The sequence below is a fragment of the Fibrobacter sp. UWB7 genome (assembly GCF_900142945.1).
Lineage (GTDB): Bacteria > Fibrobacterota > Fibrobacteria > Fibrobacterales > Fibrobacteraceae > Fibrobacter.
In genome coordinates this window covers 335,011-350,329 of sequence record NZ_FRCO01000001.1, presented here as the reverse complement: position 1 = coordinate 350,329, position 15,319 = coordinate 335,011, and the positions used below count along the sequence as shown (strand labels likewise).

Genomic DNA, 15,319 nt, shown 5'->3' with positions numbered 1-15,319 from the left:
GACGAGAGGTGTGAAAAAGCAGGGGGTTATAGAGTCCAGTGGTATTCAAACCCGAGGCTTACAAAGCAATCGATGGTCGATTTTCCGATGGTTGTGGGGGCGGCGCCTGCATCGGGCGAGGGTGCTTCGTAAATATCCCTGCCGCGGCTCGAAATGCCTGCGCGGATGTCTACGCCGTAATGCTTTTTAAAGATGAACTGTCCTCCAAATCCGAGCAATGCGCCTTTGTAGACGTCTTCGAACTTGATGCGGTACTGGTAAGCTCTGGAGGGCGACTTGACTCCGCTTTTTAAGCCGATGTCTTCGGAATAGAATGTGTATTGGAACCCGAGGAAGAATAGCGGGGTAATGTCAAGCCATGGTGTAATGGGGTAGGTCATGGACAAGAGCGCGTTGAGACCAATATCGTGCTGTCCAAAATTCCAATGGTCGAGTTCGCGATAGACTGTGTCTGATTTGTCTGTTTTCATATCGCGGTTGGAATAGCGGTACATGAGTTCGACACCGATGAATCCATGCCAGGTAAGCCCTGCGTAAAGACTCAGGAATGAGTCATCGTCTTCGATAAAGTTCCAGAGGCTTACGGAATCTTTGGTGATGCGGTAATTACGTACGCGGCTCTTGGTGTGGCTGCTTGTCCAGTTGTCCGGCGTGAGCGGGAAATGTGCTTGGGAGTAACCGATTCCAACACCTGCCCAAATCTTAAGGTTCGGGACTTCTTTGTAAAGGTCATCGGGTTCGGTTTGCTGTTTGAGGCGTTCTTCCTTGGTAAGGCGGCGCTTGGTGCGCTTGTCAAAGAATGTGGAGGCTATTTCGTCACTGAGGGCGACTTTATCGCTGTTTGCTTTTACGATTCCTGCGGCTTTAGGTTCTTGCGTTGTCTCGTCAAAGATGGCAACTTGAATGAATTTTCCCTGAGGTGCAAGGAAGAGGACGATGTTGTCTTCGAGAGCCTGGATCTTAGCAGCCATGCCGGGGTGTCTTGCTCTCAAGTAGCTTGACGGTAAACCTTTTTCAAGGTTGTTCGAAAGCCAGGATCCATAACGTGTGGCGATGGTGTCGCGTTCCCATTCGCCGAGTTCGCGGCATTTGGGTTCTCCGATGCCAGTGTTGTTGCGGCGGAGCGAAAGACAAAATTCATTGGCGTTGATGGGGGAATTTCCATCCAATGTCCAAATGTAAATTGTGGCGTCTTTCCAGAGCGTAAAGCGCGAATCAAAGTAAACATCGGCTGCGCTAGCCCATGCGACAAGGACCATTATAATGGCAAGGAGTTTTTTCATTTGACAACTCCTTCGTATAGGTTCTTGCGGATTTGCTGGACGGCGAGCTGGATGAGGTTTGTCAAATTCGAAAGCTTGTACGTCGTAATGGGTTGCTGTAATTCGTCAACGGCGCTGAAAAGCGGACGCTGCTTTAAGTTGTCCCAGAGTGTGTACGAGAATATCGCGCTGACGTTGTCCGGCTTGCGGATGCTGCCACTTTCGTTGTGGATGAGCGCGTAGTCAAAAAAGTTTTCGCGCTTCAAGTCCGTGCCGATGATGAATTCGTGCAGAATAAGGACTACGGGAGGGACATTCCCTGCGGAGTCCTTGAGCGTAACGCCTTGTTCCGGAATATGCCCCTTGATGAAAATGCGTTCATCAAGCTTTAAGCTTTCTTCGGGGAACTTGGTGTTCGCTGTATCGGGGAGGACGATGAGGTTTCCGTAAGCCTTGCGCATCTCGGTTTCGAAAGTATTGCGGCAGTGGAGCGTTCCTTTAATTTGGATGCTGTCTGTGCCGATTTCGAGGCGCTTGGCAAACCAGTTCGAGCGCGTGATGACAAATGCATTTTCGATACCCGTCACTGCAATACCGCCATAAGGAGCCTTATGGTACGAGGGGTGGCTTGCAGTCCAATGATAAGAATCTGCACACCCGGTGAGCATGCAGATTGCAAATCCAATGGAAAGTATCGACTTTCTGATTGTCATTCGCTTTTATGTTTTGCAGGATATGCCTTAGACGGCTCCCCACTTTTCGCGGTAGGCATAGACGCGGTCAAGGATTCCTTCGGGGGCGTTGATTGCCTTGCGGTTTTCTTCGCTTTCGAGGAATGCGATGATGTCATTGATGTTCACGATGGAATGGGCTTCGATGCCGTATTCATCTTGAACAGTCTGGAGCGCGGACTTGCCATTTTCGAGCTTTTCCTTGCGGTCCACAGAAATGAGGAGACCTACGACATTGGCGTTTTCGATTTGGGAAAGAGCCTGCATCGTTTCGTTGACGGATGTACCTGCGGTAATCACGTCTTCGATGATGACGACGTTTGTCTTTTCGGTGTACTTGTAACCGACGAGAGAACCGCCTTCACCGTGGTCCTTGACTTCTTTTCTGTTGTACGTAAAAGTAAGGTTCTGGGCGTACACGTCAGAAAGCTTCATGGCTGTTGCTGCGCAAAGGGGAATGCCCTTGTATGCCGGACCGTAGAGGTTCTGAGCCTTGCCGTCAAAGTGAACCATGAATGCTGCAGCGTAGAATTCAGCAAGCTTGGAAAGGGATGCGCCTGTGCGGAACTCTCCAGTGTTGATAAAGTAAGGAGTCTCGCGACCGCTCTTGGTCACGAAGTTGCCGAACTTGAGGGCGCCCGATTCTACGAGAAAGTGTACAAAAGTATCTGTATTGTTCATTGCAAATTCCTAGGCTTTAGCTCCGACGAGGAGCGCTATAACTTCAGAGATGATGTTGTAGTCGGTTATAAACTGGATCGCAAACATGGCGACCAAGCATATGACGCAAAGTACTAAATAGCTGTGGAAGGATTTTTCAAAACCCTTGATTTTCAGCTTAAATATGAGCCAGACGCCAAAGCTCAAGATAGAACTGAATACCCAAGCGGCGGATGTGTTCAGGTCTACGAGGCGGCTAACGGCGAACGTGATGGTAATGCCCGGCAAGAAAAAGAATGCGAAGCTCAGGACAACAAGAAGAGCAAAGCCAACGTAGTAGGCTAGTCCGCGGTCTTTCTTGACAATGACCTGGGAACCGATTGTGGTCTGTTCTTCTTCACCGGTCATCGGGTTGACGTAGGTTTCCGGTTTGAACTGCTTGTAGGGCGAGTTCGATTTGGGTTCCTTGTTCTTCTTAGGCGAAATGACTTCGCCGGTCAGAGGATTGACGAGTTCTTCGTTGGACGAATTTTCCTCGAAGTTTACCTCGGTGCGGGTCTGGTTGACTTCGGCTGTTGCTTCGGTCTTGACTTCGCTGTCTGCGGAAACTGTTGGCTCTTGAGCGGGGGCTTCATTCTTGATTTCTTCGGACATTGGGAACTCCTAGAGAATAAACGTTCTGCCTGCGTGGACGAAAACGCGGTGTTCAAGCCAAAGCTTGAGTGCCTGCGAAAGCGTACGCTTTTCGATGTCCTTGCCGAGTTCGACGAGTTCATCAATGCTTGCTGTCTCGGGAACGCGCTGGATGTCTTGGCAAATGATTGGCCCCTGGTCGAGGTCTTCTGTGGCAAAGTGGGCTGTTGCACCGATAATCTTCACACCCTTGTGCCATGCCTGGTGGTAGGGCTTTGCTCCCTTGAATGCGGGGAGGAACCCGTGGTGGATGTTGATGATGCGGTACTTGAATTCTTCTGTGAACTGTGCGGTCAAGATCTGCATGTAGCGTGCAAGAACGATTGTATCCGTCTTGGTTTCTTCGATGATTTCACGGAAACGGTTTTCGGGAATCGTCTTGTCCGGGTTGGACGGCACATAGTAGAACGGCACGCCGAAGGAGCCACCGACAGGACCCAAGTCCGGGTGGTTACCCACGATGCAGCTGAATTCGCAGGGAAGGTCGCCATCGCGGCGCTTGAGGAGCAAGTCGTAAAGGCAGTGGTCTGTCTTGGAAACAAAAATGGCAACGCGTTCGGTCTTGGAGGTGTCGAACAATTTCCAGTTCAGCTGGAGATGCGGGGCGATGGTTTCGAGGTGTCTTTTGACTTCGGGAATGCCATCCGCTTCAATATCGAATACGGCACGTAAGAAAAACGTTTCGATGTCCTTGGCGGTGTGTTGCTGGAGGTCGATAATGTTGGCTCCGGCTTTGGCAAGAACTTGCGTAGTGCCGGCAATGAGCCCTTTTTGGTCGGGGCAAAGGATCTGGAGAATATAACGAGTCATAGACATACCATAATATTAAAAAATTTAGGTCATGTTACCAAATATTTTATTTCCAAGTAGATAAAAAATAACTAACATTACAGTAAGAAATAGAAAGGATTGAAAAATGGAGAGAATTAAATTGTTCAAACTTGGACTTTGCTCTATACTCGCTTTGTCTGCGGTACAGGTTTTTGCCGCTCCACCTAAAACGTGGGATGCCATTTTTAACGCTGAAGGTCAGGGCGAATATGGCGCCGCCAAGATTGACGGGGATATCCGTTTTGGTGAATACACTCATTACAAGAACATCCAGCCGGTCTCGTTCCGCATTCTTGATGACAAGTTTGATTTTTCCGTTGCTGGTAACATGACGGTTCCGGCAAAGATGGTGGAAGATCCGAACTTCTATGAAAACTGCCGCAACACAATGGAAGCATGGGTTTCTTACTTTGACAAGCCGCGTCACTTTGGCAATGAAGATCTTATCATTAATATTGCCGGTGTGGACTTTGCATGTGGCAACGACTTGTTCAACGTTCATGACTTGCGTATAAAGTTTACGAATCCACAGGCCCAGAAGGCTTGGGTAGCAGAACTCGAAGGCCGTCAGAAGTACAAGCGCGAACAGCTTTCCGCTTTCCGCGTGGCTGAACAGGAACATCGTGCTGAAATCCGCGACAAGTCCACTTCTTTCACGGACCCGCGTGACGGACAAGTTTACCGAATCATCAAGGTCGAAGGTCGTGAATGGTTTGCTCAGAACGTGAACTACAATGTCGAAGGACATTCCTGGTGCTACGAAGACAAGGACTCTTACTGCGCTCGTAGCGGTCGTCTGTATGACCTCGAAGGTGCCCGCAAGGCTTGCCCGGAAGGCTGGCACTTGCCGCGTGACCGCGAATGGTCCGATATGCTCAAGGGCCTCACGGGTTGCTACGATGGTGTGGACAAGTGCGGTAACTTTGCTACAAAGATGAAGGCTACGACTGGCTGGCAGGGCGGTGGCGGTACCGATGAATACGGTTTCACCATTTTCTCATCGGGCTATCGTAAGCTTCTTGGCAAGTCTACGGTTCGCTATGAAGATATGGGCGAATACGCTGGTTTCTGGTCTGCACAGAACGGCCGTAACGAAACCATTTGGCTCTGGGCTATGGGTCGTATGAGCGACCAGATGGTTCGTCAGCTCGTCCCGGCAACCGCAAAGAACAACGGTTATTCTGTCCGCTGCATCAACGGTAACTAGGGCTTGCGCAGAGCGCAAAAAAAGAGAGCTTAAAAAGCTCTCTTTTTTTATATGCATAAAAAATGCGTCGCGCCGAGGGCGCGGCGTATTTTACATCTGGCGGATCGGGAAGAGGCCGAGCAAGTCGAGGACGTTTTCGAGCACAATCTGTGTAGACTGCACGAGGAAGAGTCTGGACTTTTCTTCGGCGGATCCGAGCACGCGGTCTTCGTGGATGAACTTGTGTGCGGCTTCGGCAATTTCGAGTGCGTATTGTGCGAGCACGCTCGGTTCATCGTCCTTGACGGCGGCGAGAATCTTTTCGCCCTTCTTGGCGAGAATGTTAATGAGGCTGTAGGCGGCGTCATCGGTAAGCTGTGCGTAATCCACGTCTGCCACCGGAACGGTGTAGCCAGCTTTGCGCATAATGCTGCAAAGACGGACGTGTGCGTTCTGCACATACGGACCTGTGTCGCCTTCGAAGCTCATCACGGCATCCCAGTCAAAGCGGACGTCCTTCAAACGGCTGTTCTTGAGGTCGTTGAAGGTAAGAGCGCTGATACCGATCTGGCGTGCGATGAGTTCCTTGTTTTCGAGAGTCGGATTCTTTTCGTCAATGAATTCGAGAATCTTCTTCTGGGCGGCTTCGATCACATCGCGGAGGAGGCTTGCCGTACCGGTACGGGTCTTGCCCTTTTCCCACTTGCCATCGACCATCTGGAGAATCACGCCGAACGGAATGTGGTACATGTCCTTGTACCATTCGCGACCCATCTTCTTGAGCACATGGAACACCTGCTTGAAGTGGAGAGCTTGTCCCAAGTCCACCACGTAAAGGCACTTGTCAAAGTTGTATTCTTTCTTGCGGTAGATGGCGGCAGCGAGGTCGCGTGTTGCATACAACGTGGAGCCGTCACTCTTGCGGATAAGGCACGGGTTCAGGTCAAATTCGTCGAGCATCACCACGTCGCGTTCCTGGCTGTTCACCAACAAGTTCTTTTCGCGGAGTTCGTCGAGCACTGCCGGAATCTTGTCTTCAAAGAAGGATTCGCCGGTGTAGTGATCAAAGCCAACGCCCATCATGTCGTAAATGCGCATGAGTTCCTTGAGCGTTGCGGCGCGGAATGCGGTCCACAGCTTGCGGTAGAATTCGTCGCCCTGTTCGAGCTTCGTGAATGCGGCGCGTGCTTCGTCTTCGAGACCGGGTTCTTCCTTGGAAGCCTTGGAGAAGCTAGCGTAAAGGATGTTGAGTTCCTTCACGGTAAGTGCGTTCAAAGTGGCTTCGTCGGTCGGGAGCTTTTCGCGGAGGTACATCACGATGAGCTTACCGAATGCTGTGCCCCAGTCGCCCAAGTGGTTGATGCGTTCGACCTTGTAACCGGCAGCCTTGTAGATGCGGGCAAGCGAGTTACCGATCATTGTAGAACGCAAGTGGTGGAAGGCGAGTTCCTTACCGATGTTCGGGGAGCTGTAGTCGATGCAGACAACCTTGCCATTCGATGCGGCGTGGCCGTATTCCAAACCCTTGGCGGCGATTTCGTCGAGTGTAGACTTGGCGAGGAATCCGCGATCAATGAAGAAGTTGAGGTAGCCGTTCACGGCTTCAACTTTAGAAAGTCCAGCCGGGAGCTGAACCTTGGCTGCTAAATCTTCGGCAATGAGCTTCGGTGCCTTGCGCAGAGTCTTTGCGAGAGAAAAGCAAGGAATGGTGTAGTTTCCGTGACTTGTATCAGGCGGTACGGAAATAAGTTTCAATGCGGCTTCTTCGTCAAAAGCTCCAGTTGCTGCAAGTGCCTTTGCGATTTCTGCATTAAATGAGTTCATTGTCGTCTCCAGACTTCTTAGCGTCTTCGCGGATGAAGTCATGTTCATCGAGGTTCATGAGTTTGCCGTCTGCATAGAGGCGGTCGAAGGAAATTTCGTTTCTCTTTTCTTCTTCGAAGAGGTGAACCATCAGGTCAAGACCAGCATCGAAGATGGCCCAACGCACACCTTCCTTGTATTCAACGCCGACATAGTGGAGCTTGCGAGCCTTGAATTCCTTGGTCAGTTCATTCAAGATTGCCTGCATCTGAGCTTCACTTTCGCAAGTGGCGATGAGGAAGTAGTCCGCTTCGTTTTTTACGCCGCGGAGGTCGATGAGCTGCACGTTTTGGGCGCGAAGTTCAAAAAGGATACCTGCACCAAGCTTAACGGTTTCAGAAAAATCTTGGTTATTTGTTGCTGTCATTTTGTTCTCCCTGATCGGGTTCTATTATTTGTTGAAAATCTCTTCCGGTGTGTACGACGGCATCGACAGTCGCGTTCTTGTTGAGCAAAACAAGGACGTTTTTGGTCTTTAAGGTGGCGGCGAGAGCCTGAGCTCCTTCCCATTCCGGGTTTCTGAGCACGATGACCGTTTCTTCGTAGTTCTGGAGTCGTTCGTTTTCGATGTGGACGACATCAAATCCGTTGTTGCGCAAAAACGCCTGCATTTTTGTGGCTGCGCCCTTCATGCTGCAACTGTTCAGCACTTCGACTTCGCCCTTGATGCTGCGGACTTCGCGAACAACAGGAGCCGGCTTTTCTTCTTCACAGCCTGCAAAGAGGAATGCGGCTAGAACAGCCGAAGAAACTCCTACGGCAAAGTTTAGGTGGAGCGTTTTTGAATAGTTGCGGAACATTCTTTGCTATAAAATTTAGAAAAATAAAAAAGACCCCGAAATAAATCCGGGGTGACAACATAGAATAGATGTGCTTACTGGCAGAGGATGGAACTTCGGCTAGAACATTCGTTGTGGAAGAAACGGTGTGGACCGTAGGCTTTCAGGGCGTCTCGTTCATTGACGTAGGAAACTCTTATTAATGTGTTTTCGCTAGGCTTGTATTCCAAAGAAACATCTGGAATCAACACATTAACATTGCCTTGGCGTAAGTCCTCTCTTGCAATGCGCGAACCGTTGCTAATGTTTGCGTAAATTGGCATCCAGAGACCAATATTTGCGTATAAGTGAAGATTCGGTGTGAACTCGTAGGCAAAATGCCCCATAAAGCTTTGGTTTGCGAATGAACCGAAACTTCCTGCAACGAAATTGAGTGAATAGGTGTATGCGACTTTTAATGCCGGGTCGAATGTTTGGTGACGGACCATGCGGTCGGAATCAAATTCGCGGTTCCAGGGGATGCCATCGTTTCGAAATTCGTAATTGGCATCGGCTTCATTGCTTTTGGATACTGATGTTTCGGCAATGACTTGGGATGCCATTTCGGATGGTTCGATGTTTGTGGTTACGTTTGCAAAGGCAAACGTTGATATGCAAAGAGCAGATAAAATAATTTGTTTCATAAAACCGAATATACAAAAGTGTGCAAGGCGAGAGTAGCAAAATTAACTACCAACAATAATGCGGGTTTCTCCATGGACAATCGTCATAGAAGTAACGGTGTGGTCCGTAGGCTCTGAATGCGTCTCTTTCGTTGACGTACATGATACGGAATGAGACCTTGTCGCTCGGCTTGTATTCGAGCGCGATGTCTGGAATCAATACGCCCACGTTTCCTTGCTTCACGTCCTCGCGGGCAATGCGGTTGCCAAAATGGAGGCTTGAATAGAGCGGCATCCATAGTCCAACGTTGGCGTACAAGTGCAAATTAGGGGTGAACTCGTAAGCGAAATGAGCCATAAAGCTTTGCTGAGCAAACGATCCGAATGAACCGCCGATAAAACTTACGGAATAAGTGTAAGCGACTTTTAGCGCTGGGTCGAATGTGTCATGGCGTATGAGTCGCTCTGGGTCAAAGTTCTCGCGGTTCCAGGGGATTCCGCTTTCTTGAATGACGTAGATTGTGTCGACTATGGTGTCTTGTGCTGCAACGAGTGTTTCTGAGAGCGCGGTAGAATCAGCCTTTGCGGGGGAGGCGGCAAAGGTGAACGCTGCTAGGAATAACACTGTAAAACACATGAATCGCATATCATGAATATAAAAAAAGGAGGCTTCGAAATAAAATGAAGTCTCCTCGTTTTGACGAAATTTTCAGTATTTATGGTTTACGCCTAGATTTTTTCGATGATTTCGTTCTTGCCGTTGACGCGGATGACGGTTGGCTTCCAGGTTTTGGCTTCTTCTGGAGACATCGTTGCATAAGCTACGATAATCACGAGGTCACCTGGCTGTACCAAGCGAGCGGCTGCACCGTTCAGGCAAATCACGCCAGAACCGGCTTTACCTTCGATAACATAAGTATCGAGGCGAGAACCATTATTGACGTCAAGGACGCCGACTTTTTCGAAGGGGAGGATGCCTGCTGCATCCATCAAATCGCGAGCTATAGTGATGGAACCTTCATAGTTGAGGTTTGCATCAGTTACAGTAGCACGATGAATTTTGGCTTTAAGTAATTCTAGCTGCATTGCTGCTTAGAACTTGACATTGAAGAAACTTGCTACGCCCTGGTCCGGAGTCGGAATAACACCAAAGCTGAAGCGGTTTGCATCCGGGTTGCTATCCCACTGAGTGGTAATGAAGGCATCTGCAAAGGACCAGAGATGAGCGGCTGCGATTCCGAGGAATCCGTACCACCAATAGCTTTTGTCTTGAACTTTGAGAACCACAGTAACAGCAATACTACCGATTTCAAGGACGTCCATGAAGGTTGCCTTAGCAGTTTGCTTTGTTTTCCACTGATAGTAGGAAGGAATTAAAAGAGAAAGATAAGCGCTGCCCTGATCACCGTTGCGATAGCGATAAGAACGGTCGATGTCAGCATCTTCCATGCCTTCGGCACGCTGGCTGAGCCAATCTTCTTCGCTCACACCGAGTCTGTTCCAAGGCTTTTGGAGATATTCTGTCGGGCGGATGCCAAGTTCGACGAGCTTCGTCAACTTTTCGCGAGTGACGCCTTGTTCCTTAGCCTGCTGATATTCCCACTGAGTAAGACCCATGTCTTCATATTTGAAGCCATCCCATTGACCACCAGTTGCCTGTGCGTTACCAATGTTTGATTGAGTCGTTGCTTCAGCGTTAGCTTGTGCGATAGAATCTGCAGTTGCAGCGTCTTGGAAATCGTCAGAGAAGAGGTCGTCAGACTGAGCAAACGCTAGTGAGCCCGCGAAAAGAACAGCAGAAAGCACTTTGAACATGTTACTCATTTTGATCTCTTTCTTAAACGTTTAATGCCGGGGGAGGGAATCGAACCCTCACACTCTCGCGAGTACTGGATTTTGAGTCCAGCGCGTCTACCAATTTCACCACCCCGGCGGGGGAGCAACACAAATATAGCACTATTTTTGCTTTTTTTGTAGGTATTAAGCAAAAAAACGCAAGTTTTAGTCGATAAAATCTGTAAAAAATTTTTTCGAGTATAATTTTATTTGCTTAAAGGGCTTGTTTTACTAGCATCGGCCTGAATTCTACGTTAAGTGGGGCAAGCTTTTTAGCTCCGTAATCTACTGCGCTTTCCTTTGTCTCAAATGGACCTGTGCGAACTATATAAAGGACTTTGCCGCTTTCAAGCGTGTTCTGGATGATGGTGCAAGCGATGTTGCGCTTTTTAAGATTGTCTACGAGCAGGTCTGCATTGGACTTGACGCCAAATGCGCCCAGTTGCAGCTGCCATGCGGATTTTTCTTCGACAGGCTTTGCTTCGGGAGATTTTGTTTGTGCGGGTTCTGCGGTGACGGTTGCTGAGGCTACAGGCTTGGAGTCTGCGACTTTTGCGGCGTCATTGTTTGCAGATGGATTGCTGCTTGTTTGCGGGGCGGTACTTGCGACTTGATTGTTCTTGGCTTGCTCGGTTTGAGCTTGTTCCTTCTTGGCTGCGGCAAGCTTCTGGGCTTCCGGATTGCCGAGATTTTTGCAGGCTTCATTCAGCTCTTCGCTGTGGGCGCGGTCTTGAACGGCGACGCAGACTTTCTGCAACACAGTCACTTGGTGTGGTTGCGAAGTTTCAATAGCGTGTACGAGGGATTCGGCGGCTTTGTTGTAGCGACCAAGGTACATTTGGAACTGTGCCTTAGTCATCATGAGGTCGGCGTAAATAGCTTGCTGCGGGTTCGTCTTGTCGATGAGACTATCGAGGCGCTTGCCTGCCTTGCTGAAATCAGCGGCAATACCCGTTTGCGAAAGGGCTAGCACGTTCCATAAATAACATTCGGTACGAGTGGCTTCGGGTTCGTTCGGGCAAACCTGCTCGTATGCGGCTGCGGCGACTTTCCAGTTGCCATTGACGTAAGCTTTTTGGGCGGTGGCGAGAGTCGGTGCGGCCTCAGCAAAAGATGCTGTGGTGGCAAATGCGCACAGTGCGCCTGTAATAACCAAATTGTGAATAAAATATTTAGCCATATTACCCTCAAGAGTAAAGATACAAATATATTTACAAAATGGCAGGTGCGAAAGCGTGTAAGTCGTTGATACTCCGTAAGTTACGTGAATGAACCTCGGTGCGGAGTCTGCTTTTTCGATGGCTAATAGGCTTGCGCGAGGGGAGGGCTACACGAGAGTGCCGCGGAGCGTCCAGCCACGGATATCGTCAATTTTCACCTTGACGTAATCGCCCGGCTTGATGATGCGACCTTCTTCGGGCTTGAAGATGACCTTCTTGAAGTTGTCCGTCTTGCCGACGAGTTCTGTCTTGTCGCGGGTGGAGCCGTGTTCGACGAGGATTTCTTCGGTGCGGCCAATCATCATCTGGTTGCGCTTGAGCGTGATGGCGTTCTGGAGTTCCACGAGGCGTGAATGGCGTGCCGATTTTTCTTCGGGCGTGAGGATTTCGGCTTCGTTGAACGATTCAGTGCCTTTGCGCGGGCTGTAGATGAACATGTATGCCGTGTCGAACTGGCAGGCCTCAAATGCCTTGATCGTCTGTTCAAAATCTTCGTCAGTTTCGCCGACAAATCCGCAAATCACGTCTGTTGAAATGGCGTAGTACGGATCCTTGCTGCGCAACTGCTCGATGACTGTCATGTACTGTTCCATGTTGTGCTGGCGGCGCATCTTCTTGAGGATGGCGTCGGAGCCGCTCTGGAGCGGAATGTGCGCGTAATGGCAGACCTTCGGGTTGTTCAAGAGAACGTCAATGAGTTCGTTCGTATAATGGCGCGGGTGCGGGCTTGTAAAGCGGATGCGCTTGATACCACCGATTTCGGAAACTTTTGTCAGTAATGTCGTGAAGTCAGCGTTTGGCGTCTTGTAGGCATTCACCGTCTGGCCGAGCAACATCACTTCGGTGATGCCCTTGTCGGCGGCGCGCTTGACTTCTGTCAGCACGTCGTCCATGTCGCGGTATTTCTCGGGACCACGGAGGTACGGCACGATGCAGTAGCTGCAGCGCTTGTTGCAACCACGCTGGATCGCGACGAATGCGCTCACGTCATTCTGCAGCTTGGCGTATTCGCCGAGGTAGTTCTCGTCGCGGTCTTCGTCGATGAACATCTTGTGGTGCGTCTTGTGCAGCGGGCTCTGGGCATCCCCGAACAGGAGTTCCGGAATTTTGCGGTACTGGTCCGGGCCTACGATGTAGTTCACGTTCTTGAGGCGCTTGAGCAGTTCCGGCCCGCGATTTTTTGCCATGCAACCGCATACGACGACTTTCACGTCGGGATTCTTCTTGCGCAAGTACTTGAGCTTGCTGATGTTGACGATGGCTGTTTCCTCGGCCTTTTCACGCACGCTGCAGGTGTTCACGATGATGATGTCGGCGTCTTCCTGGTTGTTCGTCTCGACGCAACCGCACATGTCTAGCTCCTGCGCTATCATCGCGGAGTCGTATTCGTTCATCTGGCAGCCGTATGTGGCCAAGTGGTATTTTTTCATGCGCGCAAATTTAGTAAAAGTGCGCAAGGTGAATAATGCGCGAAAGCTTGCTTTCGCATATTTGAGCCGCCGCCACGGACGCCGGAGGCGTCAAAAGGCGAGCGACGCGCGAGTCAAGTTTGCTTGAATGAGCATGTCCGAGCCGTACTAAATGCATGCGAAGCGTGCCAATTTAGTAAAAGTGCGCAAGGCGCAAATGGCGGATGTTACCGTTCGAATGTGCGGGAAATGCGGAAATGTGCTACAAAATTGCCAAAATACCTGATTTAGTAGCATGAAATTTGAATAAAATAACTAAAATTAATGCATGATTTCATGATTGAGCTCTTTTGTATGCTACAGAATTGCGTAAATGCCCGTTTTAGTAGCATAATTGCTGCGGCCTAGTCTTTAAATGTTGAATATAAAGTAAAATTTGTGCTACTAAATTGTTAAAAAGCTCATTTTTGTAGCATGTTTTTTCAAAAATTTCTCTTTGAATGTGAAATATGCTTCTCCACTTGTTTTTTCGCGACTATTTTTGCATATTTCAAATGTCGGGTTATGCAACCTGACCTATCTTATTATATGTAGGATGCGTTCGCTCCTTGGTTTGCTATATCGTTTATTATATGAACTATTACAAGAGGGTGCGATGCAATCATTTGAATGTTTGTCTCCCGACATTTTGTTGCTATCGTTACAAAATCGTGCGGAGGAACTTCTCCGTGCTGTTGAAAGAACGAAAAAATCTTTGAAGCGTGCTCCGCAGGGGCATTTGAGGCTCGCAAAACGCGGAAATCAATTTTACGGTTATCATTTGACTGATGCCAAATCGCTAAAGGGCGAATATATTCCCAAAGACAATGTTTCGCAAATGTCAAAACTTGCGCAGAAGGATTATGACGAAAAAGCACTTCGGGAAATGGAACATGAACTTTCGTTAATTGATGGTTTTATTGCAAAATACAGTCCCGAAGAATTGACAAACATTTACAATCGGATGAATGAAGTCCGCAAGTCTTTGGTTGAACCAATCCTGCTTTCGGATGAAGAATATGCGAGGCGATGGCTTGCTGTGCCGTATAAGGGAAAACATTTTGAAGCGGGAGTTCCAGATTTGCGGACTGCAAAGGGCGAACGAGTACGTTCAAAGTCAGAGGTGATTATTGCGGATACGCTTGGGCGTTTGGGAATCCCTTATAAATACGAATGTCCGTTGAAACTCGCGGATGGTGGTCGGAGCGTTTATCCAGATTTTACTTGTCTTGATTTGCGTACACGTAAAGAACTGTTATGGGAACATTTGGGAATGATGGATAATCCTGAGTATGCTTCTTTGTCTGTCAAAAAATTATCGTCTTACCTCCAATGCGGCTATGTCCCTGGGAAAAATCTCATAATTTCAATGGAAAGTTCTGAAAAACCGTTGAGCCAAACAGAAGTAAGATTAATTATTCAAGGTGTATTTAGGGTGAATGGAAAGTAACTCTGAAATACTGTATGTCGATTAAAATTTGTATTATTCCTACTATGAATAATATCGCAAAATCTCATTTGTTCTTGCTTGGCTTAGTTCTCCTGACAACGCTTTGGTCTGTTATTGGAGTTGAAGATACTTACCTCACCTGGATTCTTGAAGCGGCTCCCGCGATTGTTGGGCTGTTGGTCCTTGTATTTACCTACAAAAAGTTCAGGATGCCCACGTATCTTTACGTGGTAATGGCGCTCCACATGGCGGTGCTTTTGGTGGGGGCGCATTATTCGTATGCGAAGGTTCCGCTTGGATTCTGGATGGAAGATTGGTTCGGTTTTACGCGCAACAACTACGATAAAATCGGGCATTTGATGCAGGGCGTTACACCTGCACTTGTGATGATTGAACTTTTGCGCCGCACGACTCCGATCAAGACGGCTGGCTGGACGGGATTTTTGTCGGTGTGTGTGGCTGAGGCTATTTCTGCGCTTTATGAAATTATTGAGTGGCTAGCATCGCTCAGCAATCCGACGGATACGGAGGCATTCCTGGGAACGCAGGGCTACATTTGGGATACGCAGACGGATATGTTCATGTGCCTTATCGGGGCGACAATTTCTGTTTTAATTTGTTTAAATGCTAAAAAGTTCCGCAAATTAGAAACTTAAGAAATATATTTAAGTCATGGTTGGATTTTGGGTTAAAGCTTT

17 protein-coding genes and 1 tRNA gene are annotated in these 15,319 nt (G+C 48.8%); 3 read left to right on the top strand and 15 right to left on the bottom strand.

Annotation, left to right across the window (positions count from 1 at the left end; genetic code table 11):
• Positions 1–26: 26 nt before the first annotated feature.
• The 5 genes from BUC30_RS01440 to purU are packed head-to-tail and all read right to left on the bottom strand — an operon-like array spanning position 27 to position 4,156.
• Complete coding sequence (locus tag BUC30_RS01440; protein WP_073423196.1) at positions 27–1,283, bottom strand: hypothetical protein; 1,257 nt, start codon at positions 1,281–1,283, stop codon at positions 27–29.
• Positions 1,280–1,975, bottom strand: a complete 696-nt coding sequence (locus tag BUC30_RS01435; protein ID WP_073423195.1) for a hypothetical protein — start codon at positions 1,973–1,975, stop codon at positions 1,280–1,282. The genes BUC30_RS01440 and BUC30_RS01435 overlap by 4 nt, the downstream gene beginning before the upstream one ends.
• Positions 1,976–2,002: 27 nt before the next feature.
• Entirely contained in the window at positions 2,003–2,674 is a 672-nt protein-coding gene (pyrE, locus tag BUC30_RS01430) for an orotate phosphoribosyltransferase (protein WP_073423194.1), read from the bottom strand.
• Positions 2,675–2,683: 9 nt separating this feature from the next.
• Complete coding sequence (locus BUC30_RS01425) at positions 2,684–3,307, bottom strand: hypothetical protein (RefSeq protein ID WP_073423193.1); 624 nt, start codon at positions 3,305–3,307, stop codon at positions 2,684–2,686.
• 9 nt (positions 3,308–3,316) lie between these two features.
• On the bottom strand, positions 3,317–4,156 hold the full coding sequence (purU, locus tag BUC30_RS01420; protein WP_233138457.1) for a formyltetrahydrofolate deformylase: 840 nt from the start codon (positions 4,154–4,156) through the stop codon (positions 3,317–3,319).
• 106 nt (positions 4,157–4,262) lie between these two features.
• On the opposite strand from purU, the gene BUC30_RS01415 reads away from it, so the two are divergent.
• Positions 4,263–5,384 (top strand): fibrobacter succinogenes major paralogous domain-containing protein, encoded by a 1,122-nt coding sequence (locus BUC30_RS01415; protein ID WP_073423192.1) that lies wholly within the window; start codon positions 4,263–4,265, stop codon positions 5,382–5,384.
• A gap of 90 nt (positions 5,385–5,474) precedes the next feature.
• On the opposite strand, the gene argS is transcribed toward BUC30_RS01415, so the two are convergent.
• The 10 genes from argS to miaB all read right to left on the bottom strand — a co-directional run bounded on the left by argS (position 5,475) and on the right by miaB (position 13,153).
• Positions 5,475–7,187 (bottom strand): arginine--tRNA ligase, encoded by a 1,713-nt coding sequence (gene argS / locus BUC30_RS01410; protein ID WP_073423191.1) that lies wholly within the window; start codon positions 7,185–7,187, stop codon positions 5,475–5,477.
• Positions 7,174–7,593, bottom strand: a complete 420-nt coding sequence (gene rsfS, locus BUC30_RS01405; RefSeq protein ID WP_012820303.1) for a ribosome silencing factor — start codon at positions 7,591–7,593, stop codon at positions 7,174–7,176. Before rsfS ends, argS begins: the two co-directional genes overlap by 14 nt.
• Positions 7,577–8,026: a LytR C-terminal domain-containing protein gene (locus BUC30_RS01400; protein WP_073423190.1), complete on the bottom strand. Its 450-nt coding sequence runs from the start codon at positions 8,024–8,026 to the stop codon at positions 7,577–7,579. The genes rsfS and BUC30_RS01400 overlap by 17 nt, the downstream gene beginning before the upstream one ends.
• A gap of 74 nt (positions 8,027–8,100) precedes the next feature.
• The gene (locus BUC30_RS01395) at positions 8,101–8,688 is read right to left on the bottom strand and encodes a hypothetical protein (protein ID WP_073423189.1); all 588 of its coding nucleotides are present in this window, start codon (positions 8,686–8,688) and stop codon (positions 8,101–8,103) included.
• 46 nt (positions 8,689–8,734) lie between these two features.
• A complete protein-coding gene (locus tag BUC30_RS01390; protein ID WP_244536428.1) occupies positions 8,735–9,292 on the bottom strand; it encodes a hypothetical protein in 558 nt (185 codons plus the stop codon).
• Between the two features lie 104 nt (positions 9,293–9,396).
• Positions 9,397–9,753, bottom strand: a complete 357-nt coding sequence (gene panD / locus BUC30_RS01385; protein ID WP_012820298.1) for an aspartate 1-decarboxylase — start codon at positions 9,751–9,753, stop codon at positions 9,397–9,399.
• 6 nt (positions 9,754–9,759) lie between these two features.
• Positions 9,760–10,491: a hypothetical protein gene (locus BUC30_RS01380; RefSeq protein WP_073423187.1), complete on the bottom strand. Its 732-nt coding sequence runs from the start codon at positions 10,489–10,491 to the stop codon at positions 9,760–9,762.
• Positions 10,492–10,516: 25 nt separating this feature from the next.
• A tRNA-Leu gene (locus BUC30_RS01375) sits at positions 10,517–10,600 on the bottom strand.
• A gap of 117 nt (positions 10,601–10,717) precedes the next feature.
• On the bottom strand, positions 10,718–11,683 hold the full coding sequence (locus BUC30_RS01370; protein WP_073423186.1) for an SPOR domain-containing protein: 966 nt from the start codon (positions 11,681–11,683) through the stop codon (positions 10,718–10,720).
• 147 nt (positions 11,684–11,830) lie between these two features.
• Positions 11,831–13,153 (bottom strand): tRNA (N6-isopentenyl adenosine(37)-C2)-methylthiotransferase MiaB, encoded by a 1,323-nt coding sequence (gene miaB / locus BUC30_RS01365; RefSeq protein ID WP_012820295.1) that lies wholly within the window; start codon positions 13,151–13,153, stop codon positions 11,831–11,833.
• Positions 13,154–13,787: 634 nt separating this feature from the next.
• On the opposite strand from miaB, the gene BUC30_RS01360 reads away from it, so the two are divergent.
• Both BUC30_RS01360 and BUC30_RS01355 read left to right on the top strand, forming a co-directional pair.
• Positions 13,788–14,621 (top strand): PDDEXK family nuclease, encoded by an 834-nt coding sequence (locus tag BUC30_RS01360; RefSeq protein WP_073423185.1) that lies wholly within the window; start codon positions 13,788–13,790, stop codon positions 14,619–14,621.
• A 44-nt stretch (positions 14,622–14,665) separates the two neighbouring features.
• Entirely contained in the window at positions 14,666–15,277 is a 612-nt protein-coding gene (locus BUC30_RS01355; protein WP_244536427.1) for a DUF2238 domain-containing protein, read from the top strand.
• The last annotated feature ends 42 nt before the right edge of the window (positions 15,278–15,319 follow it).

What these genes read in the sequence shown, in the direction of transcription:
- BUC30_RS01435 (WP_073423195.1), bottom strand. Translation starts at nt 1,975, where the DNA reads ATGACAATCAGAAAGTCGATACTTTCCATTGGATTTGCAATCTGCATG.
- BUC30_RS01380 (WP_073423187.1), bottom strand. Translation starts at nt 10,491, where the DNA reads ATGAGTAACATGTTCAAAGTGCTTTCTGCTGTTCTTTTCGCGGGCTCA.
- miaB (WP_012820295.1), bottom strand. Translation starts at nt 13,153, where the DNA reads ATGAAAAAATACCACTTGGCCACATACGGCTGCCAGATGAACGAATAC.
- pyrE (WP_073423194.1), bottom strand. Translation starts at nt 2,674, where the DNA reads ATGAACAATACAGATACTTTTGTACACTTTCTCGTAGAATCGGGCGCC.
- purU (WP_233138457.1), bottom strand. Translation starts at nt 4,156, where the DNA reads ATGACTCGTTATATTCTCCAGATCCTTTGCCCCGACCAAAAAGGGCTC.
- BUC30_RS01370 (WP_073423186.1), bottom strand. Translation starts at nt 11,683, where the DNA reads ATGGCTAAATATTTTATTCACAATTTGGTTATTACAGGCGCACTGTGC.
- panD (WP_012820298.1), bottom strand. Translation starts at nt 9,753, where the DNA reads ATGCAGCTAGAATTACTTAAAGCCAAAATTCATCGTGCTACTGTAACT.
- BUC30_RS01395 (WP_073423189.1), bottom strand. Translation starts at nt 8,688, where the DNA reads ATGAAACAAATTATTTTATCTGCTCTTTGCATATCAACGTTTGCCTTT.
- rsfS (WP_012820303.1), bottom strand. Translation starts at nt 7,593, where the DNA reads ATGACAGCAACAAATAACCAAGATTTTTCTGAAACCGTTAAGCTTGGT.
- BUC30_RS01360 (WP_073423185.1), top strand. Translation starts at nt 13,788, where the DNA reads ATGCAATCATTTGAATGTTTGTCTCCCGACATTTTGTTGCTATCGTTA.
- BUC30_RS01440 (WP_073423196.1), bottom strand. Translation starts at nt 1,283, where the DNA reads ATGAAAAAACTCCTTGCCATTATAATGGTCCTTGTCGCATGGGCTAGC.
- BUC30_RS01425 (WP_073423193.1), bottom strand. Translation starts at nt 3,307, where the DNA reads ATGTCCGAAGAAATCAAGAATGAAGCCCCCGCTCAAGAGCCAACAGTT.
- BUC30_RS01355 (WP_244536427.1), top strand. Translation starts at nt 14,666, where the DNA reads ATGAATAATATCGCAAAATCTCATTTGTTCTTGCTTGGCTTAGTTCTC.
- BUC30_RS01415 (WP_073423192.1), top strand. Translation starts at nt 4,263, where the DNA reads ATGGAGAGAATTAAATTGTTCAAACTTGGACTTTGCTCTATACTCGCT.
- argS (WP_073423191.1), bottom strand. Translation starts at nt 7,187, where the DNA reads ATGAACTCATTTAATGCAGAAATCGCAAAGGCACTTGCAGCAACTGGA.
- BUC30_RS01400 (WP_073423190.1), bottom strand. Translation starts at nt 8,026, where the DNA reads ATGTTCCGCAACTATTCAAAAACGCTCCACCTAAACTTTGCCGTAGGA.